Origin of the sequence: Streptomyces sp. NPDC048248, from assembly GCF_043201875.1 — a bacterium.
In the GTDB taxonomy this organism is placed as follows: domain Bacteria; phylum Actinomycetota; class Actinomycetes; order Streptomycetales; family Streptomycetaceae; genus Streptomyces.
Genome location: NZ_JBICZL010000001.1, coordinates 654,171 through 679,969, shown reverse-complemented (window position 1 = coordinate 679,969; position 25,799 = coordinate 654,171). Strand labels below are relative to the sequence as shown.

Sequence of the window (25,799 nt, the reverse complement as noted above, 5' to 3'; positions counted from 1 at the left end):
GGGGTCCAACTCCCCCGGGGTGCCCGGCCACTCAAAACCCCCCCCCCCCCCCCCCTGGGGGGCCCCCCCCCCCCCCGGGGGGGGGCGCCCCCCCCCCCCCCCCCCCCGCCTCGGTATCGGACGTGAACGCTAGAGCACGGTGCGCGCACCTGCTGCGGTTTACCTATTTTGAGTGTTCTTGTGTCCCGTTGTTTACATCTACTGACAAATATGAGCCGAGTTCGGGCAGCGTTCGTCGGGCCGTCATGAGGACCCGTCAGCGGGTCTGCCGGAATGCAAACACGCTGGCCCGCCGTGTGAACGGCACGAAAACCGGTCCCGTAGCAGGAAGCGGCAAGGGCGCCGCCACCTGCGCAGGAGCAACTTCCGCCACAAAAGAGCACGTCGTAGCCCCGGCACGCCTCCTGCGGCTCCCGCCGTCCGCTCGCGGGCGTAGCCACCCTCCCCCATCGCACGCCGCGTCGCCTCCGGACCGCCCGGACCGGTGACCGGAATTCCTCCCTCATCCGTTCACCTCGTCCGTCCGAGGCGTGGACTCTCACCCCCGACTGCGGGCCCCTTGCCGCCCGTTTCGGCCCCCCTCCGCTACTCGCTTCCAAGTACGCGTGAATCAGCACGAGTTGAGCGAACGCGTCGCCGGATTGTGCTGGCCGCCTCCGGGAGATGCGCCGTACGCTCATTCGTCAGGGTGGGATCGAGGGGCGGGGGCCATGTCGATGGACGTGTATCGGAACGGGACGAAGGTCGGCTCGGTCGAGGAGGACGGCACGGTCCGGGGCGGCGGATGGCTGGGGGAGAAGGCCGGCAAGGTCGAGGAGGACGGCACCGTCAGACGTGGTGGATGGCTCGGCGAGAAGGTCGGCCAGGTCAAGGATGACGGCACCATCTGGCGCGGATGGGGAGAGAAGGCCGGCCACATCAAGGAGGACGGCACGGTCTGGCGAGGCTGGGGGATCGAGGTCGGCAGGGTGAAGGACATGACCGACATCAAGAAGGCCGGCGGCGCGGCACTGCTCCTGCTGTTGTGAGCGGGCGCCGTTCGCGGCGGCGATCACTAGCGGGCGAGCGGATCAGTACGGCTCGGGGGCGGACGGAGTGATGGCCGCTTGCCGGTCCGGCGTCGTATAGGCGAAGTTGAGCACCGTACGCCGCAGACCGGAGCGGCGCAGCGGCGTCACGCGATGGGCGCAGACATCGCTGCGCAGCAGATATCCGTCGCCGGGCCGGTGATGGGCACTGCGGACCGCTCCCGTCGTCAGGGCGCCCAGGCCCGCGTGGGGTACGTGTTCCAGCAGCCCGCCGTCGGCCGGGTCGTCCGGCGCTTCGGTGAACAGCACAAGGGCCGGCGGGTAGTCGTCGGTGTGGCCGCCGTGTGTATCACCCTGCTGATGCAGGCTGTTGATGACGTGCCGTTCGAGCGGATCGCACACCCGGACCGCTCCCCACCCAGCGATCGCGCTTAGAGCCGGCAGGCTGCCTGGACGCACCAGTCCGGGGAGCGGGAGGTAGCGGTCGGCGGCGAAGCGGGCGTGCAGGTCACGGGAGAAGTCAGGTAAGGAGAGCACGGCGATCGCCCTACCGTCCTCCCGAACGTCACATCCGCGGGCAGCGGGTGGTGGGCAACGCCGCGGAAGGTTGCGCAGGCACCCACGGCGTGCAGAGGAGAGCAGATTTGCACCCGGACTGGGCGGTATTTGTCATCGACCGAACAACAGGGGGCGAACGATGAACAGGGCCGCCCCTGCATCGCGTACCACCCGGCGTCCGCTCCGGGCCCGGAGCGGACGCTCCCATGGGGGCGTAGTTCCGAGACGTGAGGAGGGGCCGATGACCGACCCCGGCAACCCAGGGCTCCGCAACGACTCCAACCAGCCGCAAATCCGCGGCCTGCCCGATGGGGAGGCCGAACTCCGCCTGGTGCTCCGCCTGCAGTGGGAGGACGTCGCGGCGCTCGGTCAGGCGGCGGGACGGCTTGCCGCCCAGTTGCAGCGCCCTGTGACCCTGGACGAGGCCGCGAGCCAGCGCCTGCGTGCCCGGCCGCCGGCGGCCCACGCCAAGACCACGGGAACGCAGGAGGGCCGGCCGCTCCCCGCCGTCGCTCCCACCACAGGAACCCCTTTGACCTCGCGATCGCCCGGCGAACAGGCTCGTCAGGCGATCGAGAAGATCAACGGTACGGCCGCTTCCTGAGCGTCCTTCGATGGGTCGCGCGTGCCCTCTTCCCCTGTGCGCGCGCATGCACCGGCGCCCGTCCTCCGCGCAGAACTCCGCGGTGAACGGGCGCCGGTGGTGCCGTTGCCGCCGGGGCCGGCGCTGAGCCGTGCCGACAGGCGGTGATGCGTCAGGCCGCCGCCGTGGTCTCCGCCAGCTTCTGGAACTCGCCGAGGTCGTAGTTGGTCAGCGCGGAGTCCAGGTTGGTGATCGCGCCGAGGTGTTCCACGAATCCCTCGGGCTCGTACTCGATCTGGAGAGTGACCCGGCTCGTCTCGTCGCTGAGGCGGTGGAAGGTGACCACTCCGGCGTGATGGACGCCCTGCGTCGTCTTCCAGGCGATCCGGTCCTCCGGTACCACCTCGGTGAGTTCGGCGACGAATTCCTTGTCCGCCCCGGGGAGCGAGAGCTGCCAGGCGAAGTGGTGCTCGTCGATGGGCTGGACGGCCCGTACATGGCTGAGGAACTTGGGCCAGAGCGTGACATCGCTCCACAGCGCCCAACTCACCGCGACGGGAGCCTTGATGTCAACGGTCTCAAGCAGCGAGGACGACATGCTGGATTCCCTTCTCAGGAGGTAACTGCGTTCCTGGAGAGACCGCGTACCCAATGGTTCACGTCGTATCCGGCAGCCGTCGGGTTGTCACGCCGGAGGAGCAGCTGGGGAGCTGCCACATCCTGTTCGTGTGGCTGCGCAGAGGTGTGGGTGCGCGTCGAGGGACGGGCTCGGCGGCGCGAAGATGGGGGCATGAGCACCACCGTCGTCAACCTCAAGGGCCACCGTGATGATCCGGAGTATGCCGATGTGGTCTACGTAGGCCGAGCGATGCACCGGGGCGGCTGGCACCTGCCGGCATCCCCGCTGGCGAGCCCCTTCCGCCCCGGGCCGGACGGCACCCGGAGCGAGGTACTGGAGAAGTACCGTGCGTACCTCCTGGAGCGCCCCGACCTCCTGGCGCTGCTGCCCGGGCTGCGCGGGCGACGGCTCGGCTGCTGGTGCCTGCCCGAGCCGTGCCACGCGCAGGTGATCGCCGAGCTGGCCGATGCGGGTGTGACCGGGTAGGGGCATTGCCTCGTTCCGGCGCCCGATAGGTCGGGCATGTCCTCATGTGGCCCGTCGGGCATCGCCGTCACGGGTGGGCGCCACCTCGTCGCCCCCTTGCCGTGCGCGGCAACGGACCGGCCAGACCGTGGCGACGGACAGTGACGGGCCGCATGCGCCGTGGGCGGTCGCACGGGCGAGCGGCGTCCCTCAGGGCTCCGGGCGGGTTTGGCGCAGGCGCCCACGCTTACGTAAAGTTCCGCCGGAGCTTGAATAGAACACACGATCCCAGGAAAGCGGCAGCGGCGATGACGGTGACTGAGGAAGGCCGTGCCGATGGCGCGGGTATCGACTCGGAGCGGATGGCGGTCTGCCTGAGCGTGCTCGAAGAGCTCGACCAGCTGCCGCTCGACCACCCGGACGCGATCGCCGTACGCCGGGCCACCGCCGGTATCTACCGGACGGTAAAGCAGCGCCGCCGCCAGGAGCGCCGGGCGGCCAAGACGGCCAATGACCGGGCGGTGACCGAGGCCACGGCCACCGGGGCTGCCGACCGGATCGACGACGAGACCCTGGGCCTGGCCCTCAGCAGCTCGGTCACCACGGAGATAGCCGGAATCCTGGAAAGGCCCAGGTCCTGCTACGTCTGCAAGAGTCGGTACGTCGAGGTCGACGCGTTCTACCACCAGCTGTGCCGGCCCTGTGCCAAGGAGAACCTGGCACGCCGCGACGCCCGCACGGACCTCACCGGGAAGCGCGCGCTGCTCACCGGCGGCCGCGCCAAGATCGGCATGTACATCGCGTTGCGGCTGCTGCGTGACGGTGCTCACACCACCATCACCACGCGCTTCCCGAATGACGCCGTCCGGCGCTTCAAGGCGATGCCCGACAGTGGGGACTGGCTGCACCGGCTGAAGATCGTCGGGATCGACCTGCGGGACCCGTCCCAGGTCATCGCGCTCGCCGACTCGGTGAGCAGCGAGGGCCCGCTCGACATCCTGATCAACAACGCCGCCCAGACCGTTCGGCGCTCGCCCGAGGCGTACAGCCATCTGATCACCGCCGAGTCCGCGCCGCTGCCCGCGGGCGAGCTGCCCTCATCCCTCGTCATCGGTCACTTCGGCAGTGGCGCTCCGGCGGCCCTGCCCGCCGCCTCGACGGCCGGCCAGGGCGCGCTGAGCGCCGAGAGCCTCACCGCCCTCGCCCTGACCAGCGGCTCGGCCTCGCCCGCCCGCATCGAGGCAGGCACGGCGATCGACGCGGGCGGACTCGTGCCGGACCTGCAGGCGTCGAACAGCTGGATCCAGAAGGTTGACCAGGTCGACCCGGTCGAGCTGCTGGAAGTCCAGCTGTGCAACATGACCGCGCCGTTCCTGCTCGTCAGCAGGCTGCGCCCGGCGATGGCCGCATCCGCCGCCCGCCGCAAGTACGTGGTGAACGTGTCGGCGATGGAAGGCCAGTTCAGCCGCGGCTACAAGGGTGCGGGTCACCCGCACACCAACATGGCCAAGGCGGCGCTGAACATGCTGACCCGCACCAGCGCCACGGAGATGCTGGAGACCGACGGCATCCTCATGACCGCGGTGGACACCGGCTGGATCACCGACGAGCGCCCGCACCCCGACAAGATGCGCCTGGCCGAAGAGGGCTTCCACGCCCCGCTCGACCTGGTCGACGGAGCTGCCCGGGTGTACGACCCGATCGTCCGCGGCGAACTCGGCGAGGACGTCTACGGCTGCTTCCTGAAGGACTACGCACCGACCGCCTGGTGACCCCTCCCGAGCCCCGGGGCCTCGCCGAAGAGCGGAGTCCTTGAGCGTCGGACTTCCCCGGCTCTGTGCCCGCTGCCGCCCGCTGCCCCCGTTCGTCACACAGGGGGCGGCGGGCGGCGCTTTCATAACCCGCCCAGGACGCGTGCCCGTTAGTGCCGCCTCCCCCTGCGTGCGCGTCAACACCTCCTGAAAGCAAGCGACATACGCGCCGAGGCGCCGGCCCTGGTGCGCAATGTCCATCAACTACCGCAAAGGGCGCGCCAGTTGTAGCGATCGGCCAGGGAATATTGGGGACTCTGGACGCAACCCTTGACGCACTGTTCACACACGATGAACATTCCTCGGGCAAGAGAGCGCTCCCTTGAACTTCAATCGTTCACTTCCTGAATCAGGAGAGCTTCCATGCCCACACCCCCCACCGACGCCACGGCCGCGGGCACGCCGGGCCCCTCCCGTCGCAGAGTTCTGGCAGCGATGGCCGCCGCGCTCCCCGCCTCCGGGCTCCTGGCCCTCGGCGACGGCCCGGCGTACGCCGCGCCCGTCGCGAAGGCGCTGCCCGGCGGCGGCGACCTCGGCCCGAACGTGCTGGTCTTCGACCCGTCCACGCCCAACATCCAGGGCAAGCTCGACGAGATCTTCAAACAGCAGGAGTCGGCCCAGTTCGGCACCGGCAGATACGCCCTCCTGTTCAAGCCGGGCACCTACAACGGCCTGAACGCCCAACTGGGCTTCTACACCTCCATCTCCGGCCTCGGCCTCTCACCCGACGACACCGCCTTCAACGGCGATGTGACCGTCGACGCCGGCTGGTTCAACGGCAACGCGACGCAGAACTTCTGGCGCTCCGCCGAGAACCTCGCGCTCACACCGGTCAACGGCACCAACCGGTGGGCGGTCGCACAAGCCGCGCCCTTCCGCCGGATGCACGTCAAGGGCGGCCTGAATCTCGCACCCGACGGCTACGGCTGGGCCAGCGGCGGCTACATCGCCGACAGCCGCATCGACGGCGCCGTCAGCCCGTACTCCCAGCAGCAGTGGTACACCCGCGACAGCTCCGTCGGCAGTTGGAGCAACGCCGTGTGGAACATGGTGTTCTCCGGTGTCGAAGGTGCCCCCGGTCAGAGCTTCCCGGACCCGCCCTACACGACGCTGGACAGCACTCCGGTCTCCCGCGAGAAGCCCTTCCTCTACCTGGACGGAAGCGACTACAAGGTCTTTCTGCCGGAGAAGCGCACCAACGCCCGCGGCACCACCTGGGGCAACGGGACGGCCAGGGGGGAGTCCCTGCCGCTCGATCAGTTCTACGTGGCCAAGCCCGGTGTCGACGCTGCGACTCTCAACGCCGCCCTGGCGCAGGGCCTCCACCTGCTGCTCACGCCCGGGATCTACCACGTCGACCGCCCCATCGACGTACAGCGTGCGAACACGGTGGTTCTCGGGCTGGGTTACGCCACCCTCATCCCGGACAACGGTGTCACCGCCGTGAAGGTCGCCGACGTCGACGGCGTGCGGCTCGCCGGATTCCTGATCGACGCGGGCACGGTCAACTCAACGACCCTGTTGGAGATCGGCCCGGAAGGCGCTTCCCGAAACCACGCCGCCAATCCGACCACCGTCCAGGATGTGTTCGTACGCATCGGCGGCGCGGGCCCGGGCAAGGCGACGACCAGCATGGTGATCAACAGCAATGACACCATCATCGACCACACCTGGGTCTGGCGCGCCGACCACGGGGACGGCGTCGGCTGGGACACCAACCGGGCCGACTACGGAGTGCGCGTCAACGGCGACGGGGTCCTGGCCACCGGCCTGTTCGTCGAGCACTTCAACAAGTACGACGTGGAGTGGCGCGGTGAAGGGGGCCGCACGATCTTCTTCCAGAACGAGAAGGCGTACGACGCCCCCAACCAGGCCGCGATCCAGAACGGCAGCATCAAGGGCTACGCCGCATACAAGATCGCCGACACGGTGACCACGCATGAAGGGTGGGGCATGGGCAGCTACTGCTACTACAACGTGGATCCCACCATCCGCCAGGACCACGGCTTCCAGGCGCCGAACACCCCGGGCGTGAAGTTCCACAACCTGCTCGTGGTCTCCCTGGGCGGAAAGGGCCAGTACGAGCACGTGATCAACAACATCGGCGCTCCGACCTCGGGAGATTCGACGGTCCCCTCCACCGTGGTGTCCTACCCCTGACGCCTTGGCCCGCTGACTCCCGGCCGCCGCTCACTCGCTTCCCCTCGGCCGTGCGGCGGTGACAGGGAGCTTGCCATCGCGTCGGCGCCGCACTGCTTCCCTCCCGGGCAGTGCGGCGCCTACGTGCGGACAGCGGCGGGCGGCCGACGGGCCGGAGCTGTGGCGGTCAGCCCATGGCCGAGCGGCAGCGATTCGACGGTCGCGCGGCCGGTCGCCGCGCCCATGGGTGGACCAATCCACGGCCGGAGTATCCGACCTGTTGTCGGATTAGCTGGCCAATCCACCCAATCGATGGGAGACCACATATGCGTATCCGTACCGCTGTCGCGGCCACCGGCCTGGCCGTCGGCCTGATCCTCGGTGGTGCCGGCGGCGCCGCCGCCGACTCCGGAGGTCACGGCAGTGCCAAGAAGTCGCCGGGATTCCTCTCGGGCAATGTGATCCAGATTCCGTTCCACATCCCGATCAATATCTGTGGGAACTCCGTCAACTTCTTCGGGGCCCTGAACCCGGCGGTCGGCAACAGGTGCGTCAATAGGTAACTCGACGTCACGGTAGTGCCGCGACAACGGTGTCACAGCACCACCGCAGGCTGTCCGCAGCAGCAGCAGCGCTGCACGGGCGCCCCGCCCCCCGGGTGGCGGGGCGCCGCCTTGCGCCGTCGGCCGACCGCCGGTGGGAGAGCGGTCGTCAGGCGTGCAGCGTCAAGGCGGGATGCATGCCGTTGAGGTAGTGATCGCCGATGTCGCGCAGGCTGTGGGACGCGGAACCGCGCGCCGTCAGGACGCGCGCGTTGCGCCAGAACCTGTCGAAGCCCGGGCCCTCGGCTGCGGAGTCGGCGCCGTCGGTGAGTTCGAGGATGCGCGTGGTGATGTGGAGGACGGACCTGTTGGTCACCGCCTCCGCCGCGGCGACCAGCACGGCGATGTCGGCGCGCGCGTCGATGCTCAGCGCGCGCCCCGTGAGCAAGCCCTGGGTGAGCGCCTCCGTCGCCCGCTCGACCACCGCGGCCGCGGTGTGAGCGGCCGTCACCAGCTCTCCGTAGGCGAGGAGCAGATACGGGTCCCCTCCCGGCCGGTCCGGGTAGTCGCCGTGCTCCGCGCTCGCGCGCGGCCAGCTGCGCGGTGCGATGCGGTTGATGTCCCGTGCCTCGGCCAGCGCGCCCTCGGCGATTCCGAGCCCCACGTGCAGGAGGACGAGCCGGAGCGCGAGCGGCGCGAGCGAGGCGAAGGGAGAGATGGCGTGTTCGTCACGCGGGACGGGCCCGAGGACCTGATCCGTGTGTACTGGGACGTTGTCGAAGTCGATGCTGCCGGCCCCCGCGAGGCGCTGGCCGAGAGGGTCGTTCGCCGGTTCGGCCAGCACGCCGGGGTGCGCGGGGTCCACGACGACGAGGAGCGACTCACCGGTGTCGGTGCACACCGCGGCGAGGGCCAGTCGGTCGGTGACGGCCACACCGGTCGCGAGAGCCCGCCGTCCGTTGAGGACGTACCCGTTGTCGGTCGGCGCCAAGGTGAGATCGGGCCCGGCCTCCGTCTCCAGGACGGCGGTGTCGCCTCCCCACAGCCACTGCTCGGCCCCCGACCGGTGTTCGAGGCGGGCGGCCTGCTCCGGCGTGCTGAAGAAGCGGGCGCTCCACGACAGCACGTAGTGGCGGCCGAGTAGTTCACCGATGGAGCTGTCGGCGGTGGCGATCTCACGGATGACCGCACAGGCCGTGCGCCAGTCACTGCCGTGCGCGGACGGGGCCGGCGGCATCAGCAGGGACGGCAGACCGGCCTCGCGCAGGCGGGACATCTCGTCGAAGGGGGGCTTGCCTGCCCGGTCACGGGCCAGCGCGTCGGCGGCGAGATCATCCGCCACCTCCCGCGTGACGCGCGGCCAGACCTCCTCGTCGGCCGGACGGTCGGCCGCGGACGAGCTGGTCGGGACTGTCGGCTGCTTCGGCATGGCGCCGGTCACCATCCTGTCGGGTGTGTCTGGCGCCGGGGGAGGCCGAGGCGGCCCCGGGCGGGGTGGGAGGAGCCGGTGGGACAGGCGGAGAGTTGCTGACAGGCCTTCCTGGCCGCAGCGGACGCGGCGGACGGACCGCTGGACTCGGGGGCGGAAAGGATGCGCGCTCTCACGACCACCTCACGGATTCCCTAGTTTTCCCACTGGATTAGTAGGGAATGATGATGCTCCCGTGCGCCGGTTCGATCAAGAGGGTGCTCAAGGCGTGGACGACCCGATCTCGAAATCCGGACCTGCTCCCGACGTGCGCGCAGTGCGGGAAATGCGGCACATCACGGACACGACCTAGGGGTTCGTCCAGGAAGCGGGGTCCTCGGCCAGGGCGGATACCCGTACGGGCAGCTCGGCCGAAGCGACGTCGGCGAGTGATACGCCCTCAAGGATCTGGCGCACATTGGCCCGTAGTGCGACCCACAGCGGCAGGAGTGATTCCGCCGGTCCGGTGTAGGACAGCTCCGGCGGCCTGACTCCGCGTACCGACACCAGGGGGCCGTCCACCACCCGGACGACATCCGCGATGCTGATGGACTCCGCGGGCTTGGCCAGCCGGTAGCCGCCGTTGCCGCCGCGCTGGCTGACCACGAGGCCGCCACGGCGCATGTCGTTGAGGATGCCTTCGAGGAACTTGTGAGGAATGTCCTGAGCATCGGCGATGGCCTCGGCCTTGAGCGGCTCGGCCTCCCGGGCAGCGGCGAGTTGCAGTGCGGCACGCACCGCATAGTCCGCTCTGGCTGAGATCCGCATGACCGCATTATCCCGCACCTCGCCGGCCGCGCGCCGCCCGGCCTTCCCGCGGCGAGCCGAGGAACTGCGGCGAGTTGCCTCGCGCGGGGGAGCCCGTGGGAGCAGGCTGTGGGCCGTCGCCTGCCCTGAGTCCTGGGGCGCCGGCCGGGTCCGCCCGTACCGGCCCCGGCCGTGTGAGCGGCGAATCAGACCAGGGCCCTGCACCGAAGAGAGAAGAAGCGACGTGGCCGATGACGCGATCGATGGCTTTCTGGACCTGCTCAACCCGGAGAACAAGGCCTGGCTGGAGAGCCGCCCCAGGGATGAGCAGGTGGCCTGCCTGACCCGCCACCTGGAGGTCATGGAGGGAGAGAAGGGCAGTGGCCCGGAGCTGCGCGACGTCCTCAACCCCGACACCGAAGGTGTGGCGCTCGGCGACCTTCAGGACCCGGAGAAGGTGGCGAACGCCCTCGTGCGTCAGGAGCGCCAGCGCCGCGAGTAGACGCTGTGGCCGGGGCGCACGCCTCGGATGTGGCGGGGCGTCACGCGAGGCAGGCCGCCCGCGGATGCGCGGACGGCCTGCCTTCCCCTCCTGGGAGGTTTCCCTCCCCGGCCCCGCCGGCCCGGAAAATGGAATTCCCGAGCCGACGGGCGATGTCGATTCCGGCGTCCGGATAAATGTCAGCCGGTGCCGGAATGTCGTACGGCCAGTCGCATTCCGGGATGAATGAGATGCGGGTTGGCGCCGATCACCTGGCGATTGAGCCGATAGAATTCCCGCCAGCCCAGACCGTGGGCGTAGGCGATACCGCTCACCGTGTCCCCGGAATTGACGACGACCGTGCCACCGCGGGCCGGGCGGGGCTGCGCCTTGTACTGCTTCTGGGGCAGCGGGCGCCGCACGCGGTCGCGGTCCGGCGCGGTCGCGGTCCGGCGGGGTGTGCCGCCGCTGGTGGCCGAGTTGAGTCCCAGCGAGTTCGAGCAGGCGGGCCAGGCGCCCCAGCCCTGCCGGGCCAGAACTCGCTGCGCCACCTGGATCTGCTGCTCCCGGGTCGCGTGCGACGCCTGTGACGCGTACGCGCCGCCGCCGAAGGAGCGCCAGGTGGAGTCGGTGAACTGCAGCCCGCCGGAGAAGCCGTTGCCCGTGTCGATGTGCCAGTTTCCTCCGCTCTCGCACCCGGCCAGGCGGTCCCACGTGCCACCGCTGCCGGCCTCGGCCGTCCCCTCGGCTGCCAGGTTCAGCGTGCCGGCCGCCAACAGGACCGCCGCCGCCGTGACGCCCCGGGCCCCGAGGCCCCGGAATTCGCTACGAGCGGTCGTTTGCGATACCTGAGGAAATCCCATGTGCTCTGCTCCCGTCGATTGCCCCGCTGTGCTGCGGCGGCTGTTCGAAATTGCTGCCTCCGCGGTTCCGTGCGGTCGAATTCGCATGTCTCCCGTGATTTCCGTCCGGCAGCAGGAATGTGACGAGTAGGAGACAACCACGCACGGACTTCGCACCGGCAGAGCGCGCAGTAGCGCCGGCGAAGCCCGGCCTGTCCCCTTGACGGCGGGGCGACGGCGATGTCCGCGCGTCATGTGCCGGTCCGCCGAGGAGGGGCGCATGCCTGGGGACGGAGGTACGAGAGCCCCGTGCGCCTTTCCCGCCTGCCCGCTTCGGGGGCGTCTGTGAGGGCGCATCCGCCGGGGTCGGTGCACACGCGCCGCGGGGGTCCCCATGCACCGCGCACGGTCGCGGTGCGGCGCAACAGGCCGAGCCCTTCGGGCGGTTTCGGTCCTCTGAGCAGGTGTGCGGGCTCGGCAGGGTGGGGTGCGCCGATGCGAGCAGGGCGTGCTTCGAGGGCGCGGGACCGGTCGTGGTGCGCAACGGGCGCGCCCCGAACGCCGCAGAGCGCGGACCTACGTCGCCGAGGGCCGGTACCCCGCGCCTCCGCGCGGAACTCCGGTGGCGTCCGGCCGTCGCGCTTGCGCCCGCCGCACCCGGCGTGCGGCGTACCCCGTCGAGTTCGGGATGGCGGCCGGCAGCGACGGCGCTCCGGAGGTCCGGCCGCTGGAGCCGAGCGGCATCCGAGCTGTCGGACCGCAGCTGTCCCGGGGCGTTGAACCGATCGGTCCCGGACTGCTCGTGCATAGCGAAGTTCCCTGTCCGGAAAGCGATTTGACGGTTAATCAAATCTGTGGGCAGCAGCGTGCTGGTCTCGTCAGGAAGTGTGCCGTGGCGCCCGATTTCGCCCGGCGGCGCCGAGGAGGCGGGTGGCTGCGGCCCCGGCGGAGTGACGCGCGGTGCGACACGCGGGGGCGAAGGCGTCGCGGACCCGGCGTGATGTGGTCCGGCCAGCGGTTTTACCTGTTCTTTTCAGGGGGTTGACCGGAGGCGCTTGCCTTGGATGTCCGGAGATGGATAGCGTGACCAACGCCTAAAGCTTTCAGGACAGCTTTAGTGAAAGCTAAACAATCGAGCGGTCACTCCGGTGGGGGAGAAGCATGCAGATCAAGGTTGCGGTGGCGTACCACAGTGGATACGGCCACACCGCAAAGCAGGCGGCGGCCGTCGCGGCCGGCGCGGAGAAGGTGCCCGACACCCAGGTGCGTCTGGTCTCCCTCGCCGAGCTGAACGACGAACTGTGGGACGTTCTCCAGGAGTCCGACGCCATCATCTTCGGCACGCCGACCTACATGGGTGGCAGCAGCGCCGTCTTCCGCACCTTCGTCGAGGCCACCAGCCAGGTCTGGGGCGACAACATGCGCTGGAAGAACAAGATCGCCGGCGGCTTCACCAACAGCGGCAACATGGCGGGGGACAAGCTCAACTCACTCATCGACATCGCGCTGTTCGCCGCCCAGCACGGCATGATCTGGGTCGGCCTCGCGGAGTACGGCGGCTGGAACACCTCCGCGGGCAGCCCGGAGGACATCAACCGGCTCGGCAGCTGGCTCGGCGCGATGTCCCAGTCGAACAACGACCAGGGTCCCGACGTCACCCCCGGGCCCAGCGACCTGCGCACCGCCGAGGCCCTCGGCCGCCGCATCGCCGAGACCGCCCACATCCAGAAGGCAGGCCGCGCTGCGGTCGACTTCGAGGAGGTCGCCGGCTGACCTGCCGCGGTATCACCTGAGGCGTTTCGGACGGGGGGGACCCGAAATGAACAGCCGGCAGGATCTGGCGCTGCTGGACGCGCATGCGCAGTCCGAGTTGGTCCGCTGCGGCGCCGTGAGCCGAGAAGAACTGCTCGAAGCGGCGATCGCCCGCATCGAGGAGGCCCGGTCCACGGTCAACGCGGTGCCGATCACCAGCTATGAGGCGGCCCTGAAGCGGGCAGCCGGACAACACGCCCTGAGGGGTCCGCTCGCCGCGGCGCCCTTCCTGCTCAAGGACCTGGGCGCGGGCTGCGCGGGGCTGGAGTCCACACAGGGCTCCCGGCTCCTCGCCGGCTACGTCCCGGCACGGGACAGCACCCTGGTGGAGCGCTTCAAGGCCGCCGGGCTCGCGATTCTCGGACGTTCCAACTCCGCGGAGTTCGGAGTGCTGCCCACGACCGAGCCGCTGCACCACGGCCCCACCAGGAACCCCTGGGACCTCACCCGTTCGGCCGGCGGCTCCAGCGGCGGTGCCGCGGCCGCCGTCGCCGCCGGATTGGTGCCGGTCGCCCACGCCAACGACGCGGGCGGCTCCATCCGCATCCCGGCCTCCTGCTGCGGCGTGTTCGGACTGAAGCCGACCCGGGCGCGCACCCCGCTGGGACCGGACGTCGGGGATCTCATGAACGGTCTGGCGAGCGAACACGTCGTCAGCCGCTCGGTCCGGGACAGCGCGGCAGTGCTGGACCTCATCTCCGGCCCTGCGGTCGGGGACCCGTACCCCGCGCCGGCGCCACCAGGGCCGTTCCGTGACGCCCTGGCGGCACCGCCGCGCACCCTGCGCGTCGCCTTCACCACCCGGCCCGGCACCGAACCCCTCGACCCCGTCTGCGTACGGGCCGTCGAGGACGCCGCCCGGCTCTGCGCCGAGCTCGGACACGAGGTGTCCGAAGACGCGCCGGGCCCGGTGATGTCCGATGTCGCCGCGGCGTTCCTCGATGTCTGGGCGGCCGGTGTCTCCAGCGCCCTCACGGCACAGAGCGCCGTCGCGGGGCGCAGACCCGACGCCGACAGCGTGGAAGAGCTGACCTGGTGGCTCCATGAGCGGGGGCGAACGCTCGGCGCCGCCGGCTATCTCCTCGCCATCGGCCATCTCCAGCGCACAGCACGAAGCATCGCCGCCTTCCACGAGCGGTACGACGTGCTGCTGTCCGCCGTCACCTCCCGTCCCGCGCCCGCCCTGGGCGCTTTCGCCACCGGCACCGCCGAGCAGCAGCTCGACCGCGCCCTGGGCTTCGCTCACGAGACGCCCTTCGCCAATCTCACGGGCCAGCCCGCCATGTCTGTACCCCTCCACCGCGATCCGGCCGACCTCCCCGTCGGGGTGCAGTTCACCGGCCGGTACGGCGACGAACACACCCTGCTCGCCCTCGCGGCGCAGTTGGAGCGGGCCCGCCCCTGGGCGCACCGGCTCCCCCCGGCCCCGGCCGGCTGAAGCACCCGCACGTCCGCAGGTTTGACCACTTCACCGTGCCCGCGGCATTCCGCGAGCACGGGTCCTCACGGGCCGCCGCATCCTGCGCGGCCGCCCTCTGCCCACTCTCCGAGGAGATCAGCCATGTTCAAGACCACCACCGATGCCGAGCTTGCGGGCAACCCGATCGACGAGGTGATCGGCTCCACCATCCGATACGCCGCACTGACCACCGCCGCCAAGCTCGGCATCTTCACGGCCTTGGAGGAGGGCGGCCCGATGACCCTCGACGAGCTGGCCGAGGCGATCGAGGCGAGCACCGACGGCACCCGAGCGGTCGCGGACGTCGTCGCCGTCCTGGGCTGGCTCACCCTTGAGGACGGGCGGTACGGCAACGGCCCGCTCGCCGAGCGCTGGCTGAGCAAGAACGCCGAATACGACTTCACCCCTGCGCTGCTGTGGGCGTACGAACTCACCAACGTCATGTGGGAGCTGCCGCAGGCCGTACGGGACGGCAAGCCCGCCCAGTCGCTGTGGGACCGCTGGGCGGACAACCCCGAGGCCGGACGCGACTTCTCCGCGTACATGCGCGTCAAGTCGCGCCTGACCGTGCAGTCCATCGTCGACGCCGTGCCGCTGCCGGAAGGGGCCCGCCGCCTCCTCGACCTGGGCGGCTCGCACGGACTGCACTCCATGGCCATGTGCGAGCGCCACCCCGACCTCTCCGCCACCATCCTCGACCTGCCCGAGGCGCTCGCCGACACCGGCTCCGCGATCGAGAAGGCCGGCCTGTCCGACCGCATCGCCCTCCAGCGCGGCAGCTTCCTCAGCGGCGACCTGGGCACCGGATACGACGTGGTGTTCCTCTTCGAGATCGTGCACAACCACACCGACGAGGAGAACCGCGACCTGGTCGCACGGGCCGTCAAGGCGCTGCGTCCCGGCGGCAAGCTCGTGGTCCTGGAGGACGTACGCGGCGAACAGCTCGACGAGCACAACGCGGCGTTCTCGCTGGCCATGTACGCCTGCTCCGGCGACCGCACCTACAGCCTGCCCGAGATCTCCCGGTGGCTCACCGGAGCGGGCATGGCGAGCGTCGAGCGCATCGCGCTCCCCTCATCCGTCTCTTTGGTCGTCGGCACCAAGTAGAGCCGACAGCCGCGGAAGGGGGGGAATCACCGTGCAGATCGATCTGGCACACCGGTCGACCAGCTCATGGCTGGCGGCCGCGGACCTCGCGCGCGAGGTGTACGCCCAGGCATACGGCGCCGATGTGGCGCCCCGGCCCGACTCGTTCATCGTCGCCCGCCCGGCCCGCGGCGGGACGGAGGAGCCCTGCGCACCACTGGCCTGCGCAGGGCTCACCTTCGGCGGGGACCAGCCCTTGTTCTCCGAGCGGTACCTCGACATCACCGTCGAGGCCGCCGTCACGGCCCATCTCGGGGCCGAGGTCGACCGCAGGCGGGTGGTGGAGGTGGGGGCACTGGCCACACGCCGCGCCTCGGTCGGCCGGGAACTGATCCGGGCCACCCCGATCATCGCCTGGTGCCTGGGCATGGAGTACATCCTGTGCACCGCCACCAAGAGCCTGATCACGACGCTGGGCAGGACCGGTATCTGCTTCACGCCGTTCGGGCCCGCAGACCCGCGCCGGCTGACGCCCGCCGAGGCGGCGCAGTGGGGCTCCTACTACGACCAGGACCCGCAGGTCGGCGTCATCGCACTCAACGCCCTCGACCGGCTGTTCTCCGACGCCACCGGGCGCTACTCCGTCACCGACCTGCAACTGAGCATCAGCGCCATGGGGGTGGCCACACATGCGGGTCATTGAGCAGAGCCTGGCCGAACACGCTGAGTCTTTGCGCCCGCTCATCGAGGTCCTGGGGGAGGACGGCGCCCCGGCGAAGGTCTTCAGCTACCAGGAGGTGACTCGCCGGGCGGCGGAGCTGGTCGCACGGTTCGGCCAGGGCTACGGCCGGCCCCTGCGCGTCGGCGTGGTCTGCGGCAACACACCCGATTTCGTCATCGCAGACCTCGCGTTGCTCGTCGCACGCGCGGTCGAGGTGCCCGTACCGCTCGCCTTCTCCGCCGAGCAGGCCGCCGGACTGCTGTCGGAAACGGACCTGTGCGTGGTGGACGCGGCCGGTGAGGCGCGCCTGTCGCAGTGGGGACGAGGCCGCGTCCTGCGCCCCGACTGCGAGGTGCTCACGCTGTCCACGGACACCCCCGCTCCGACGACGCCCCTGGCGCAGGCCGGGCCGGGCCACGCGGGCTGGGAGTGCAAGACCATCCACACCTCAGGGACCACCTCACGTCCCAAGGGGGTACGGATCAGGGCACAGGCGCTGGACGAACTTCTGGGATCGCTGCGCGCGGTGATGCCCCGCGGCGCCTTCACCCGCTACCTCTCCGTCGTCCCGCTGAGCCTGCTGATCGAGCAGGTCACCGGTCTGTACATGGTCCTGCTCGACGGCGGGACACTCGTCCAACTGCCGCCCGGTAAGGCCCTGGTCGGCACCGCGGCGGCCGCGGCCACCGACGTCCTGCCGTATGTGAGGGCCGCCCGACCCACCGCCATGGTCGCCACGCCGGCCCTGGTCGACGCGTTCGCGACCGCCGCCGATGAGGCCGCCGGCCGTGGACACGCGGCGGCACCGACCCTCTTCGGCACGCCCGCCGCGCCGCTCCTCTGCTGCGGCGGGGCGCCCGTGCACCCCGATCTGCTGCGCCGTCTGGAGGACCACGGCCTGCCCGTCCACGAGGGGTACGGCCTTTCCGAGAACAGCTCGGTGGTCAGCTGGAACACTCCGGCAGCGCGCCGTATCGGCACCGTCGGCCGCCCGCTGCCGCATGTCCGGGTACGCATCGCCGACGACGGTGAACTCCTCGTCAACAGCACCTCGTTGTTCGCCGGCTACACCCGCGACGACCCCTCCAGCCTCATCCTCGACGCCGACGGCTGGCTGCGCACCGGGGACCTGGCACGCCTCGACGCGGAGGGGTTCATCACCATCACCGGACGCAAGAAGAACGTCATCATCACCGCGGCAGGCCGCAACATCGCCCCGGAGTGGGTCGAGGCGCAGTACGCACAGCTCCCGTTCGTACGCGCCGTCGCCGTCGTGGGCGACGGGCTCCCCGCCCTCCACGGCCTCTTCCTCGTCGAGGGGTCGACCGACCTCGCGATGGCGGAAGCGGCCGTCAAGGAGTTCGGCGAGCAGCATCTCTCCGAGGTGGAACGGGTGGCCGTGCCCCATCTCGCAGTGGCCGACGACCGCCTCTACCGCAGGTTCTTCACCGTCACCGGCCGTCCGGTGCGGGCAGCAGTTCTCTCCGCCCTGTCCCAAGGAACGCTCTACACCCACGAAGGAGCAGCAGACGCATGACCACGATCGCTGACGTCCAGCCCTACGGCGCCGCCACCGGCCGGCTCGTCCTGCCCGCCGGGGCCAGTTCTCTCGGCGCACTGGAGCCGGCCTGGGTCACCACGCTGCTCGCCGACGCGGGATTCCTGCTCTTCCGTGGCTTCCGCGCCGACCTGGAGGAGTTCACCTCCTTCGTGAAGGGCCACTCCAGTCGGATAACCCTCGACCCCGCACGCTCCTTCCACGGCGGCGAGGTCGCGCAGAAGGTGGACGCCGGCACGACCGCCGTCGGCCTCCACCTGGAGAACGGCAACAGCCCGTTCGGTCCCGACCTCACCTGGTTCCTCTGTGAGAAGGCTGCCTCCCGGGGCTCGCAGACCACCGTCTGCGACGGCTACCGGGTGTGGGACGCCGCGAGCGACACCGCCCGGCAGGTCTTCGGCACCAAGGACATCATGTACAGCCGCAGGGTGGAGGAGGCCAAGTGGAAGGCGCTCGTCTGCCACCAGACGGAGGGCCGCAAGGACATCGCCGACGTCACCTTCGACGACCTCCGCCAGCTGGTGGGCGGCATCTCCACCACCCTCCAGCTGAACGACGACGGCTCCATCCACTACGCGTACCGCACCGGCGCCGTCCACCCCACGCTCTTCGGTACCCGTCCGTCGTGGGCCAACAGCGTCTTCGGCCCCTCCTACAACTACGAGGCCCCGCGCATCACCTTCGCCGACGGCACGGAGATCCCCGAGGAGCTGTTCAGCGAGTTCCGCAAGCTCACCGCCGAGCTGACCGAGGAGATCGACTGGCAGGACGGTGATGTCGCGCTGATCGACAACACGCGGGTGATGCACGGCCGCCGCGAGATCCTCGACACCGACCGGACGATCTACAACGCCCAGAGCTACCTCGACCCCGACCTGCTGACCGCGGCGTGGGAAGGACGGGCCACGGCATGACCACAGCGACCACCGGTCTCGGTGACGCACGGGTCGCCGCCGTCCTGGACGAGATCGCGCGCACCGCCGAGTCCACCGACCCTGACGTGATGAAGCGGGCGTACGCCACCGCTGCCGACTGGCCGCAGCCGCCCACCGCGGAACAGGCCGCCGAGCTGTGCGCGCAGGCGGCCCTGCCGGTGCACCCCCAGGTCGGCGTCTTCCTTTATCAACTCGTACGGAGCCTGCGGCCGGCACTCGTCGTGGAGTTCGGCACCTCGTTCGGCGCCTCGACGCTCTACGCTGCCGCGGCACTGCGCGACAACGGCGGCGGCCGCGTCATCGGCTCGGAGCTGCACCCCGGCAAGGCCGACCGGGCCCGGGAGCATCTGGAGCGTGCGGGCCTTGCGTCGTACGCCGACATCAGGACCGGCGACGCCCGTGAACAGCTGGCGCGGCTGCCGGCACCCATCGATCTGCTGCTGCTCGACGGGTGGAAGGAGCTCTACCTCCCGGTCCTCAAGGTGCTCGAACCGGCCCTGCGCACGGGCGCGATGGTCGTCTCCGACAACCTGCCCATGCTGCCGGGGGAGTTCATCGACCACGTCCGCGCCCCCGGGGGCGGCTATCTCTCCCAGCCGCTCCCACTGGGCGACGGCATCGAACTCTCCCTCCGCCTCCGGCAAGCCCCGTGAGACGGGACGGCGGCGACGCGGAAGGATGCTGACACAGAGTCCCCGCTCGGGCCGGACGCCCGGACGCCCGGCCCTGGCGGGGAGCGGGCGTCCGGATACCTCCCGACCGCGCACCAATCGCCTCCGCGCCGCCAGGCCGCGTGCCCCCGACCCGCGGACCCACCACTCGGCGGACCACCACCCGACACAGCAGTGGCGTGCCCCGGACCGCTCGGTACCCGAACAGCCCCAGCCACCCAACGGAAAGGCAACTGAAGACCCATGACCTCCCGCACCCACCGCCGGACCCTGCTCCGAGCCGGCCTCGCCGCTCTGCCGTTGGCGGCAGTGGCACCGGCCGCCCGCGCCACGGAGCGGACCGGCCGGCTCACCGTCGCCGACGTGTCCCACTGGACCGACGCCTATCTGGAGGCATGGCGAACCAAGAACGACAAGACGGCCGTCCAGCTGTTCACCCCCGGCGCCGTCTACGAGGCGGTGCCCGGCGTGCCCGAGCAGACCTTCCGCGGCCGCGCCGCCATCGGGCGCTACTGGCGCGACATCACCGCGGGCCAGAGCGAGATGACCGGCCGTCACGGCACCCCGGTCGTCACCGGCGACCGCGCGGCCGTCGAACTCTGGGTCACCCTGCGGGCCCCCGCCATCAATCCCGACGGCGACCACTGGGTCACCTTCCTGGAGACCAACATCCTGCTCTTCGCTCCCGACGGTCGCTGCCGTCGCAACACGGAGTACTGGAACCTCCAGATGGGGCGCCTGGAGCCGCCCCAGGGTTGGGGCACCGCCGCATGACCGCTGCTCGTACGCTTGTCACCGGTGGCCGAGTCCTCACCATGGACCCGGCTCTCGGCGAACTCCCCGCTGCCGACATCCTGGTGGAGGACGGACGGATCACCGAGGTGCGCCCGGGGATCGACGCCACCGGCGTGGGCGAGGTGATCGACGCGCACGGCTGTGTCGTGCTGCCCGGCTTCATCGACACCCACCGCCACATGTGGCAGGCCGCGCTGCGCGGCAGCGGCGCCGATCAGACCCTCGACGAGTATTTCGCGACCGTGCTGCACACCCTCGCGCCCCGGCTCACCGCGGAGGACCTCCACCTCGGGAACCTGCTGAGCGCTCTCGGCGCCCTGGACGCGGGGGTCACCACCGTCCAGGACATCTCCAACGTCACCAAGCCGACAGAGGAATACACCGACGCGCTGCTGGACGCCCTGACGGAGTCCGGTCTGCGCACCGTCTTCGCCTACGGACACGGCTCGGCGCAGGACGCCCGGCGCGTGCGGACGGACCGCCTGCACTCCAAGGACGGGCTGATCACCATGGCCCTCAACGCGGAGAGCGGCGGCGACGAGGCTACCTCGCGCAGCTGGGCGCTGGCCCGTGAACTGGACCTGCCTGCCGCCCTGCACGTCAGAGGCGGCCGACCGGTCACCCGGCTGAGCCGCCTCGGCGTCCTGCGCCCCGGCACGGTGTTCATCCACGGCACGGGACTGGACGCGGGCGAGCTCGCCCTGATCCGTGACAGCGGTGGGGCCCTGTCGATCGCGCCCGCCATCGAGATGACCATGGGCCATGGGCTGCCCCCGTTCGCCGCGGCGACGGCCGCCGGCCTGCGGCCGAGTCTCAGCGTGGATGTCGAAGTCGCCGCGCCGAGCGACATGTTCACGCAGATGCGGGCCGCCTTCCAGATCGGGCGGTTCGCCGCCCTGCAAGGCCACGCCGGCCCCGACGCGCCGTTGCTCACCGCCCGGGAGGTCCTGGAGTTCGCGACCATCGGCGGGGCGGAGGCCCTGGGGATGGCGGACCTCATCGGCTCCCTCACCCCGGGCAAGCAGGCCGATCTGCTGGTGCTGCGCACCGACCGGCCAGGAGTGGCGCCACTGCATGACGCCACCGCGGCCGTCGTCTCGGCGATGGACCGCGCGGACGTCGACACCGTGCTGGTCGCGGGACGGATCGTCAAGCGAGCGGGGCGCCTGTCCTACGCCGGGCTGCCCCGGCTTCTGGCGCGCGCGGAGGAGCTGCGCAGCCGGCCGCCCGGCCGTTGATGTCGCGCGGTCCGTCGCCTCAGCGGCGGATCAGCACGCCTTCCTCGATGGCGGCGAGGGCGATGCGCAACTGCTCGCTGAGGGCCTTGGCGGTCCGTTCCGGAATGCGCTCGACGAGCCGGGCGTGCACTGCGGTGGTGGCGCGGACCGCTGTCTCGGCGGTCTCCACCCCGCTCGGGGTCAACTGCACCCAGCTGCTTCGGGCATCGTCCTCGGCCGCCGCGCGGGTCACGTAACCGGCGGCCACCAGGCGCTTGATGACGTTGCTTGTGCCGCCGGAGGACAGCAGCAGGGCGTGCGTGAGGTCGGTCGGCTTCAGGCGGTACGGGGCGCCGATCCGTCGCAGGGTGGCAAGCACCCCGTATTCGGCCTGGGTGAGACCGAGCTTTTCCAGCTCGGCGCCGGCGGCGACGTCGAAGGCGGACACGAGGAGCGCGGACCGCTTGGCGAGTTCCAGAGGGAGACCGGCGATTTCCGGCAGTTCGGTTCCCCACGCCGAGATGATCTCGTCTACGTGGTCGGGCTCCACTGTGAACCGCCTTTCCTCTTCCGATAGCTCAGTTCAAAGGTATCTCACCTTCCGGATAGGCATGGGCTGACCTGGGGAGACCATGTGTTCGTCAGATGTGGACACCGTGAAAGCTTTCCCTATAGCTTTCTGAAATGCTTTCCATGTATATTTACCTCATGGTCAAGCTGAAGTCGAGACGTGCGTGGGCAGTGGGGGTGATCCTGGCTCTGGCCGGTGTCACCGCCTGCGCAGGCGGTGAGACGGCCGGGGCGCCGAAGCAGGGCGAGGTGGCCGAAATCTGGCGCCCCGCGGAGGAAGGGGCAGCCGATATGCCGGAGTTCAGTGCCGCGACGGCCCCTCTGCCATCCTGCTTCCGCGGGGCCCGGGGTGCCGCCGCCTACCGCCTGCCGGGCGCCTCGGGTGACGGACGCCTCGTCACCCTGGGATCCGGTCCGCGCGGCGTCGCCTTCGCTCCCATCTCCTGGGGCGACGCCTGCGAGTGGGCCGCGGAGGCAAAGCGGCTCGCCGCGGCCGGCTACCGCGTCACCACCTTCGACTGGGGCAGCGACCGTCGCCGGACGGTGACCGAAGCGACGCGGCTGCTGCGCTCCCGAGGGGCCGAGCGGGTCGCGTGGGTGGGCGGCTGCATGGGCGGCACGCTCATGCTCGGCATGCTGACCGATCGCACCGATGGCGAAGACGGCAGCGTCCGCCCGGTCGGAGTCGCCGGCATCAGCCCCCTCGCCTCGCTGGGCGGCTACACCGCGGGAGAGGGCACGTCCTACGACGGTGAACTCCTCCTGCTGGGGACCGTTGACGACCCGCTCGCCGACGAGGACAGCCTGCGGCAGGTCGCCAAGGGCTTCCTTGAGGCGGAGGTGAAGGTCCTGCCCGGCACCCTCCACGCGGCCGAGATCTTCGCCGGACCGCACGGCGACACGGCGCGACGTACCCTCGACGGCTTCCTCGACCGCACCTTCGCGCGCCACCAGAGCAGCTGACCGGGAAGTGCCTCGCGGCCCGCGGGCCCGGTCCCCGGGGTGGGCCGAGGGGCCTACTCCCGTCCGAGGCGCAACCGCCCCCGGAGCTTGTCCACCAGCGGATACCTCTCCCGTTGCTCGCGGGATTGCCGGTCCAACTCCTCCACCAGCCGCGTGGACCTCTTCTCCACTTCCAGCTCGTCGAGGATCCGGTCGATCTCGGCCAGCAGCGCGCCGTGCAGCTGCCACTGACGCGGATGTTCCCGCACGCCGTCGAGCAGAAGATGCGCGACGACCTCGCGACTGTCCAGGCTTGCGGCCAGCTCCCTGACGAGCTGCTCCTCCGCCTCCTCAGCACTGGCGCTGACCTGACTGGTGATCAGTACCGCGAAGCTCTCGATCGAACGGGCCATGTGGACGAACAGCTCGCTCAGACCGGCAGCGATCTCCGGAGCGAACAGGGACTCCTCCGTCCGCGCCTTGGCGAGATCGGTCAGTGTGCGCGTCAGCGTACGCAGCACCACCGCGGCGATCTCCAGAGTGTCCAGGCCCGTCCGCAGCACCACGCGCGAGAGCATGCCCTCCTTGACGCGGGGATTCAGGCGGAGGCTCTCCTCGGCCCGCCGGAGGGCCGCGTCCACCTGAACGATGTCGTGGTCCAGCCGGCGCGCCTCGTGCAGCCGCTCGGCGGCCTCCGCCACGGAAATGTGGCCGTGCACCTCCTCGCTGAGGGACATCAGCAGACCCCGCATCCGGCCCGCGAGACCTTCGATGGCCTCACTGGCGGGCTGGACCCATACCGGCGGCACGAAAAGCACATTGAAGAGGAGCCCGACGACCGCGCCGATCAGCGTCTCCAGCACCCGGTCCCAGGCGGTCTCGGTCACCCGCGCCACACCCAGCACCAGCATGGCGCTGATGGCCACCTCCGGGACGAACTCACCGGCCCGCACGAAGCGGCCGATCACCAGCGAGGCCAGGATGGTCAGCCCCAGGCTCCACCAGCTCAGGCCGACCATGGAGCTGAAGCCGATGGCGATGATCACGCCCGCCACCACCGCGTTCACCCGGCGCATGCTGGTGGTGAGTGTCGCGAACAGGGTGACCTGCACGACGATCAGCGCGGTCAGCGGCGCGGTCAGCGGTGCCGGTTGGCTGCTCAGCACCAGGGCGACGACATAGGCGATGACGGCGGCTACGGTCGACCGGATCGTCTGGGCGACCACCGGCTCCCGGTGCCGCCGTACGAGATCCAGCAGAGGGTCGGTGACTTCAGGCACCTCTGGTCCCTTCCCGCTCCTGCGCCCCGCAGGCGAATTCCGCGGTCCGACCACCCGTGCGCCGCCCGCCGGCCCCTCCCCGGGGCGGGCGGGTCACACCGGCGGCCGGTCCTCCCGGCGCGCGGCGGTCAGCGTCCGGCCAGGGCGTCGAACAGCGGCCAGCCGTCGATCTCCGTCTCCGTACGCGAGGTGGGCAGGACGCCGCGCGCGACTGCCTCGTCGAGGAACCTGCGCACGACTCCCGGCTCGCGGAGGTTGAGCACGTCACCGAGTGTGTTGGCGACCGCGCCGGTGTGCAGGTAGCCGTCGGGGATCAGGCGACCGGGGCGCGGGGCGAAGACGAGGCGCAGGGTCGTCCTGGACTCAGGGTGATGAAGGCTGAGGATCTCGCGGCATTCGGGGTGCCTGTGGCGCACCGACCAGAGCCAGGTCGTCTCGCCGACTCCGAGCCGACGGGGCTGCCGGTCTCTTCTCATGCCGGCCACGGTATCCAGGGGGATGCCGGTGGCCGGCAGGTCGGACGCCCACGGCGGCGGACCGCTCGGCGCCGACTGCCCGGCCGGTCCCGGCGCCTACTGCCACGGGGCCGGCCCGACGCCGGCGGCCCAGGCGGTGAGGTCGTCGTTGTCGAAGCAGAGAATTCCGCACCGGTCGGCGTACTCGGCCGCCGGCTCCGTGAAAGCGCTGGTGGTGACGACCACCGCGACCTCGGCCTGATGGACGGCGAAGCATGTCCCCCCGAAGCGTTGCACCTCCTCGGAGCCGACCTTGTTGCTGTCGGTGTAGCGCTTGCACTGGATGACCAGCACGCGTCCGTCCGGCGCCGTCGCGAGGATGTCGGCGCCCAGGTCGTTCGCGCCGCCGACCACGCTGACGTCCTCGCACCCGGCGCGCTCGCAGAGGCGGGCCACGGCGTCCTCGAACTGGTCCGCGTCCATGCTCGCGTAGTCATCGATCTCCACGATCTGCGCGGGCGCTTCCTCGATCGGCTCCTCGGGCGCCACGGGTGCCACCGGTCGGGTGACGACCGAGGTCGTGGCGGAGTTCCGGGCGCCGCGCCCGCGTCCCTTGAGCCTGACGTAGGCGAGGGCGGTCGCGACCGCCACCACGCCGATCAGGACGACTGCTCCGGGGCGCACTCCCGACCCTTCGACGGCTCTTCTGAGCAGCAGGCCGACGCCGATGACGCCGATCACGACGATGCCGAAGGAGAACGTCAACTTCCGCATGCTGAAGGCGGGTCGGCGATTCACGTGGCGGGCGGTCGCGATGCGTGAACGGCGTATGGGTGTGACCATGGGCGGCTGTCTCCTTGCGGCGAGTCGAAGATCGTTTAGGCCGTGTGCCCACAACTCGCCGGTTCACCACCGAAGTCCATGAGCCTGCCGGGGCAGGCAGGGCATGGCAGACGGGGCGGGGAGGCCCAGGCCGGGGCCGGGGTGCGGTCTTCAGCCGTCCCGGCCGCCGCGT

General features: G+C 70.6%; 26 protein-coding genes. 17 read left to right on the top strand and 9 right to left on the bottom strand.

The window, feature by feature from the left end; all coding sequences use genetic code 11:
• Positions 1–710: 710 nt before the first annotated feature.
• Positions 711–1,028, top strand: coding sequence for a hypothetical protein (locus tag ACGFZW_RS03270; RefSeq protein ID WP_393891258.1), 318 nt, complete (start codon positions 711–713; stop codon positions 1,026–1,028).
• Between the two features lie 42 nt (positions 1,029–1,070).
• On the opposite strand, the gene ACGFZW_RS03265 is transcribed toward ACGFZW_RS03270, so the two are convergent.
• Positions 1,071–1,565 carry a hypothetical protein gene (locus ACGFZW_RS03265; protein WP_393891257.1) on the bottom strand — a complete coding sequence of 165 codons (495 nt, stop codon included), beginning with the start codon at positions 1,563–1,565 and terminating at the stop codon, positions 1,071–1,073.
• A gap of 262 nt (positions 1,566–1,827) precedes the next feature.
• Between ACGFZW_RS03265 and ACGFZW_RS03260 the strand changes: the two genes are divergently transcribed.
• Complete coding sequence (locus tag ACGFZW_RS03260; protein ID WP_393891256.1) at positions 1,828–2,190, top strand: hypothetical protein; 363 nt, start codon at positions 1,828–1,830, stop codon at positions 2,188–2,190.
• A gap of 151 nt (positions 2,191–2,341) precedes the next feature.
• Here ACGFZW_RS03260 and ACGFZW_RS03255 read toward each other — a convergent pair whose 3' ends face one another.
• Positions 2,342–2,767, bottom strand: a complete 426-nt coding sequence (locus tag ACGFZW_RS03255; protein ID WP_393891255.1) for an SRPBCC family protein — start codon at positions 2,765–2,767, stop codon at positions 2,342–2,344.
• A gap of 192 nt (positions 2,768–2,959) precedes the next feature.
• On the opposite strand from ACGFZW_RS03255, the gene ACGFZW_RS03250 reads away from it, so the two are divergent.
• From ACGFZW_RS03250 to ACGFZW_RS03235, 4 genes are all read left to right on the top strand, one after another.
• On the top strand, positions 2,960–3,274 hold the full coding sequence (locus tag ACGFZW_RS03250; RefSeq protein WP_393891254.1) for a DUF4326 domain-containing protein: 315 nt from the start codon (positions 2,960–2,962) through the stop codon (positions 3,272–3,274).
• A 287-nt stretch (positions 3,275–3,561) separates the two neighbouring features.
• A complete protein-coding gene (locus tag ACGFZW_RS03245; RefSeq protein ID WP_393891253.1) occupies positions 3,562–5,025 on the top strand; it encodes an SDR family NAD(P)-dependent oxidoreductase in 1,464 nt (487 codons plus the stop codon).
• Positions 5,026–5,427: 402 nt separating this feature from the next.
• Positions 5,428–7,224 carry a coagulation factor 5/8 type domain-containing protein gene (locus tag ACGFZW_RS03240; RefSeq protein WP_393891252.1) on the top strand — a complete coding sequence of 599 codons (1,797 nt, stop codon included), beginning with the start codon at positions 5,428–5,430 and terminating at the stop codon, positions 7,222–7,224.
• 305 nt (positions 7,225–7,529) lie between these two features.
• Entirely contained in the window at positions 7,530–7,766 is a 237-nt protein-coding gene (locus tag ACGFZW_RS03235; RefSeq protein ID WP_393891251.1) for a chaplin, read from the top strand.
• 148 nt (positions 7,767–7,914) lie between these two features.
• Here the strand turns inward: ACGFZW_RS03235 and ACGFZW_RS03230 are convergent, their stop codons facing one another.
• Entirely contained in the window at positions 7,915–9,174 is a 1,260-nt protein-coding gene (locus ACGFZW_RS03230) for an acyl-CoA dehydrogenase family protein (protein ID WP_393891250.1), read from the bottom strand.
• A 348-nt stretch (positions 9,175–9,522) separates the two neighbouring features.
• Complete coding sequence (locus ACGFZW_RS03225; RefSeq protein WP_393891249.1) at positions 9,523–9,981, bottom strand: RrF2 family transcriptional regulator; 459 nt, start codon at positions 9,979–9,981, stop codon at positions 9,523–9,525.
• A 223-nt stretch (positions 9,982–10,204) separates the two neighbouring features.
• Here ACGFZW_RS03225 and ACGFZW_RS03220 point away from each other — a divergent pair, with 223 nt between their 5' ends.
• The gene (locus ACGFZW_RS03220; RefSeq protein ID WP_393891248.1) at positions 10,205–10,462 is read left to right on the top strand and encodes a hypothetical protein; all 258 of its coding nucleotides are present in this window, start codon (positions 10,205–10,207) and stop codon (positions 10,460–10,462) included.
• A gap of 179 nt (positions 10,463–10,641) precedes the next feature.
• Here the strand turns inward: ACGFZW_RS03220 and ACGFZW_RS03215 are convergent, their stop codons facing one another.
• A complete protein-coding gene (locus tag ACGFZW_RS03215) occupies positions 10,642–11,304 on the bottom strand; it encodes a transglycosylase family protein (RefSeq protein ID WP_393891247.1) in 663 nt (220 codons plus the stop codon).
• A gap of 1,140 nt (positions 11,305–12,444) precedes the next feature.
• Here ACGFZW_RS03215 and ACGFZW_RS03210 point away from each other — a divergent pair.
• From ACGFZW_RS03210 to ACGFZW_RS03170, 9 genes are all read left to right on the top strand, one after another.
• Complete coding sequence (locus ACGFZW_RS03210) at positions 12,445–13,056, top strand: flavodoxin family protein (protein ID WP_393891246.1); 612 nt, start codon at positions 12,445–12,447, stop codon at positions 13,054–13,056.
• A gap of 46 nt (positions 13,057–13,102) precedes the next feature.
• Entirely contained in the window at positions 13,103–14,533 is a 1,431-nt protein-coding gene (locus ACGFZW_RS03205) for an amidase (protein ID WP_393891245.1), read from the top strand.
• Between the two features lie 123 nt (positions 14,534–14,656).
• Positions 14,657–15,661 carry a methyltransferase gene (locus ACGFZW_RS03200; protein ID WP_393891244.1) on the top strand — a complete coding sequence of 335 codons (1,005 nt, stop codon included), beginning with the start codon at positions 14,657–14,659 and terminating at the stop codon, positions 15,659–15,661.
• A 31-nt stretch (positions 15,662–15,692) separates the two neighbouring features.
• Complete coding sequence (locus ACGFZW_RS03195; protein ID WP_393891243.1) at positions 15,693–16,343, top strand: thermostable hemolysin; 651 nt, start codon at positions 15,693–15,695, stop codon at positions 16,341–16,343.
• Positions 16,330–17,898 carry an AMP-binding protein gene (locus ACGFZW_RS03190; protein WP_393891242.1) on the top strand — a complete coding sequence of 523 codons (1,569 nt, stop codon included), beginning with the start codon at positions 16,330–16,332 and terminating at the stop codon, positions 17,896–17,898. Before ACGFZW_RS03195 ends, ACGFZW_RS03190 begins: the two co-directional genes overlap by 14 nt.
• On the top strand, positions 17,895–18,833 hold the full coding sequence (locus tag ACGFZW_RS03185) for a TauD/TfdA family dioxygenase (RefSeq protein ID WP_393891241.1): 939 nt from the start codon (positions 17,895–17,897) through the stop codon (positions 18,831–18,833). The genes ACGFZW_RS03190 and ACGFZW_RS03185 overlap by 4 nt, the downstream gene beginning before the upstream one ends.
• Positions 18,830–19,507, top strand: a complete 678-nt coding sequence (locus ACGFZW_RS03180; RefSeq protein WP_393891240.1) for an O-methyltransferase — start codon at positions 18,830–18,832, stop codon at positions 19,505–19,507. The genes ACGFZW_RS03185 and ACGFZW_RS03180 overlap by 4 nt, the downstream gene beginning before the upstream one ends.
• Before the next feature lie 261 nt (positions 19,508–19,768).
• A complete protein-coding gene (locus tag ACGFZW_RS03175) occupies positions 19,769–20,299 on the top strand; it encodes a nuclear transport factor 2 family protein (protein ID WP_393891239.1) in 531 nt (176 codons plus the stop codon).
• Positions 20,296–21,558, top strand: a complete 1,263-nt coding sequence (locus ACGFZW_RS03170) for an amidohydrolase family protein (RefSeq protein WP_393891238.1) — start codon at positions 20,296–20,298, stop codon at positions 21,556–21,558. Before ACGFZW_RS03175 ends, ACGFZW_RS03170 begins: the two co-directional genes overlap by 4 nt.
• 19 nt (positions 21,559–21,577) lie before the next feature.
• On the opposite strand, the gene ACGFZW_RS03165 is transcribed toward ACGFZW_RS03170, so the two are convergent.
• Positions 21,578–22,087, bottom strand: a complete 510-nt coding sequence (locus tag ACGFZW_RS03165) for a MarR family winged helix-turn-helix transcriptional regulator (protein WP_393891237.1) — start codon at positions 22,085–22,087, stop codon at positions 21,578–21,580.
• Positions 22,088–22,230: 143 nt separating this feature from the next.
• Here ACGFZW_RS03165 and ACGFZW_RS03160 point away from each other — a divergent pair, with 143 nt between their 5' ends.
• On the top strand, positions 22,231–23,070 hold the full coding sequence (locus ACGFZW_RS03160) for a hypothetical protein (protein WP_393891236.1): 840 nt from the start codon (positions 22,231–22,233) through the stop codon (positions 23,068–23,070).
• A 53-nt stretch (positions 23,071–23,123) separates the two neighbouring features.
• On the opposite strand, the gene ACGFZW_RS03155 is transcribed toward ACGFZW_RS03160, so the two are convergent.
• The 3 genes from ACGFZW_RS03155 to ACGFZW_RS03145 all read right to left on the bottom strand — a co-directional run bounded on the left by ACGFZW_RS03155 (position 23,124) and on the right by ACGFZW_RS03145 (position 25,627).
• Complete coding sequence (locus tag ACGFZW_RS03155) at positions 23,124–24,329, bottom strand: aromatic acid exporter family protein (protein ID WP_393891235.1); 1,206 nt, start codon at positions 24,327–24,329, stop codon at positions 23,124–23,126.
• Positions 24,330–24,457: 128 nt separating this feature from the next.
• Positions 24,458–24,805, bottom strand: a complete 348-nt coding sequence (locus tag ACGFZW_RS03150; protein WP_393891234.1) for a hypothetical protein — start codon at positions 24,803–24,805, stop codon at positions 24,458–24,460.
• A gap of 96 nt (positions 24,806–24,901) precedes the next feature.
• Positions 24,902–25,627, bottom strand: coding sequence for a restriction endonuclease (locus ACGFZW_RS03145; RefSeq protein ID WP_393891233.1), 726 nt, complete (start codon positions 25,625–25,627; stop codon positions 24,902–24,904).
• Positions 25,628–25,799 lie beyond the last annotated feature (172 nt).

Coding starts and splice junctions, on each gene's coding strand:
- ACGFZW_RS03205 (WP_393891245.1), top strand. CDS start 13,103: ATGAACAGCCGGCAGGATCTGGCGCTGCTGGACGCGCATGCGCAGTCC.
- ACGFZW_RS03235 (WP_393891251.1), top strand. CDS start 7,530: ATGCGTATCCGTACCGCTGTCGCGGCCACCGGCCTGGCCGTCGGCCTG.
- ACGFZW_RS03150 (WP_393891234.1), bottom strand. CDS start 24,805: ATGAGAAGAGACCGGCAGCCCCGTCGGCTCGGAGTCGGCGAGACGACC.
- ACGFZW_RS03185 (WP_393891241.1), top strand. CDS start 17,895: ATGACCACGATCGCTGACGTCCAGCCCTACGGCGCCGCCACCGGCCGG.
- ACGFZW_RS03245 (WP_393891253.1), top strand. CDS start 3,562: ATGACGGTGACTGAGGAAGGCCGTGCCGATGGCGCGGGTATCGACTCG.
- ACGFZW_RS03260 (WP_393891256.1), top strand. CDS start 1,828: ATGACCGACCCCGGCAACCCAGGGCTCCGCAACGACTCCAACCAGCCG.
- ACGFZW_RS03240 (WP_393891252.1), top strand. CDS start 5,428: ATGCCCACACCCCCCACCGACGCCACGGCCGCGGGCACGCCGGGCCCC.
- ACGFZW_RS03210 (WP_393891246.1), top strand. CDS start 12,445: ATGCAGATCAAGGTTGCGGTGGCGTACCACAGTGGATACGGCCACACC.
- ACGFZW_RS03160 (WP_393891236.1), top strand. CDS start 22,231: ATGTATATTTACCTCATGGTCAAGCTGAAGTCGAGACGTGCGTGGGCA.
- ACGFZW_RS03175 (WP_393891239.1), top strand. CDS start 19,769: ATGACCTCCCGCACCCACCGCCGGACCCTGCTCCGAGCCGGCCTCGCC.
- ACGFZW_RS03180 (WP_393891240.1), top strand. CDS start 18,830: ATGACCACAGCGACCACCGGTCTCGGTGACGCACGGGTCGCCGCCGTC.
- ACGFZW_RS03200 (WP_393891244.1), top strand. CDS start 14,657: ATGTTCAAGACCACCACCGATGCCGAGCTTGCGGGCAACCCGATCGAC.
- ACGFZW_RS03250 (WP_393891254.1), top strand. CDS start 2,960: ATGAGCACCACCGTCGTCAACCTCAAGGGCCACCGTGATGATCCGGAG.
- ACGFZW_RS03145 (WP_393891233.1), bottom strand. CDS start 25,627: ATGGTCACACCCATACGCCGTTCACGCATCGCGACCGCCCGCCACGTG.
- ACGFZW_RS03270 (WP_393891258.1), top strand. CDS start 711: ATGTCGATGGACGTGTATCGGAACGGGACGAAGGTCGGCTCGGTCGAG.
- ACGFZW_RS03230 (WP_393891250.1), bottom strand. CDS start 9,174: ATGCCGAAGCAGCCGACAGTCCCGACCAGCTCGTCCGCGGCCGACCGT.
- ACGFZW_RS03225 (WP_393891249.1), bottom strand. CDS start 9,981: ATGCGGATCTCAGCCAGAGCGGACTATGCGGTGCGTGCCGCACTGCAA.
- ACGFZW_RS03170 (WP_393891238.1), top strand. CDS start 20,296: ATGACCGCTGCTCGTACGCTTGTCACCGGTGGCCGAGTCCTCACCATG.
- ACGFZW_RS03190 (WP_393891242.1), top strand. CDS start 16,330: ATGCGGGTCATTGAGCAGAGCCTGGCCGAACACGCTGAGTCTTTGCGC.
- ACGFZW_RS03215 (WP_393891247.1), bottom strand. CDS start 11,304: ATGGGATTTCCTCAGGTATCGCAAACGACCGCTCGTAGCGAATTCCGG.
- ACGFZW_RS03255 (WP_393891255.1), bottom strand. CDS start 2,767: ATGTCGTCCTCGCTGCTTGAGACCGTTGACATCAAGGCTCCCGTCGCG.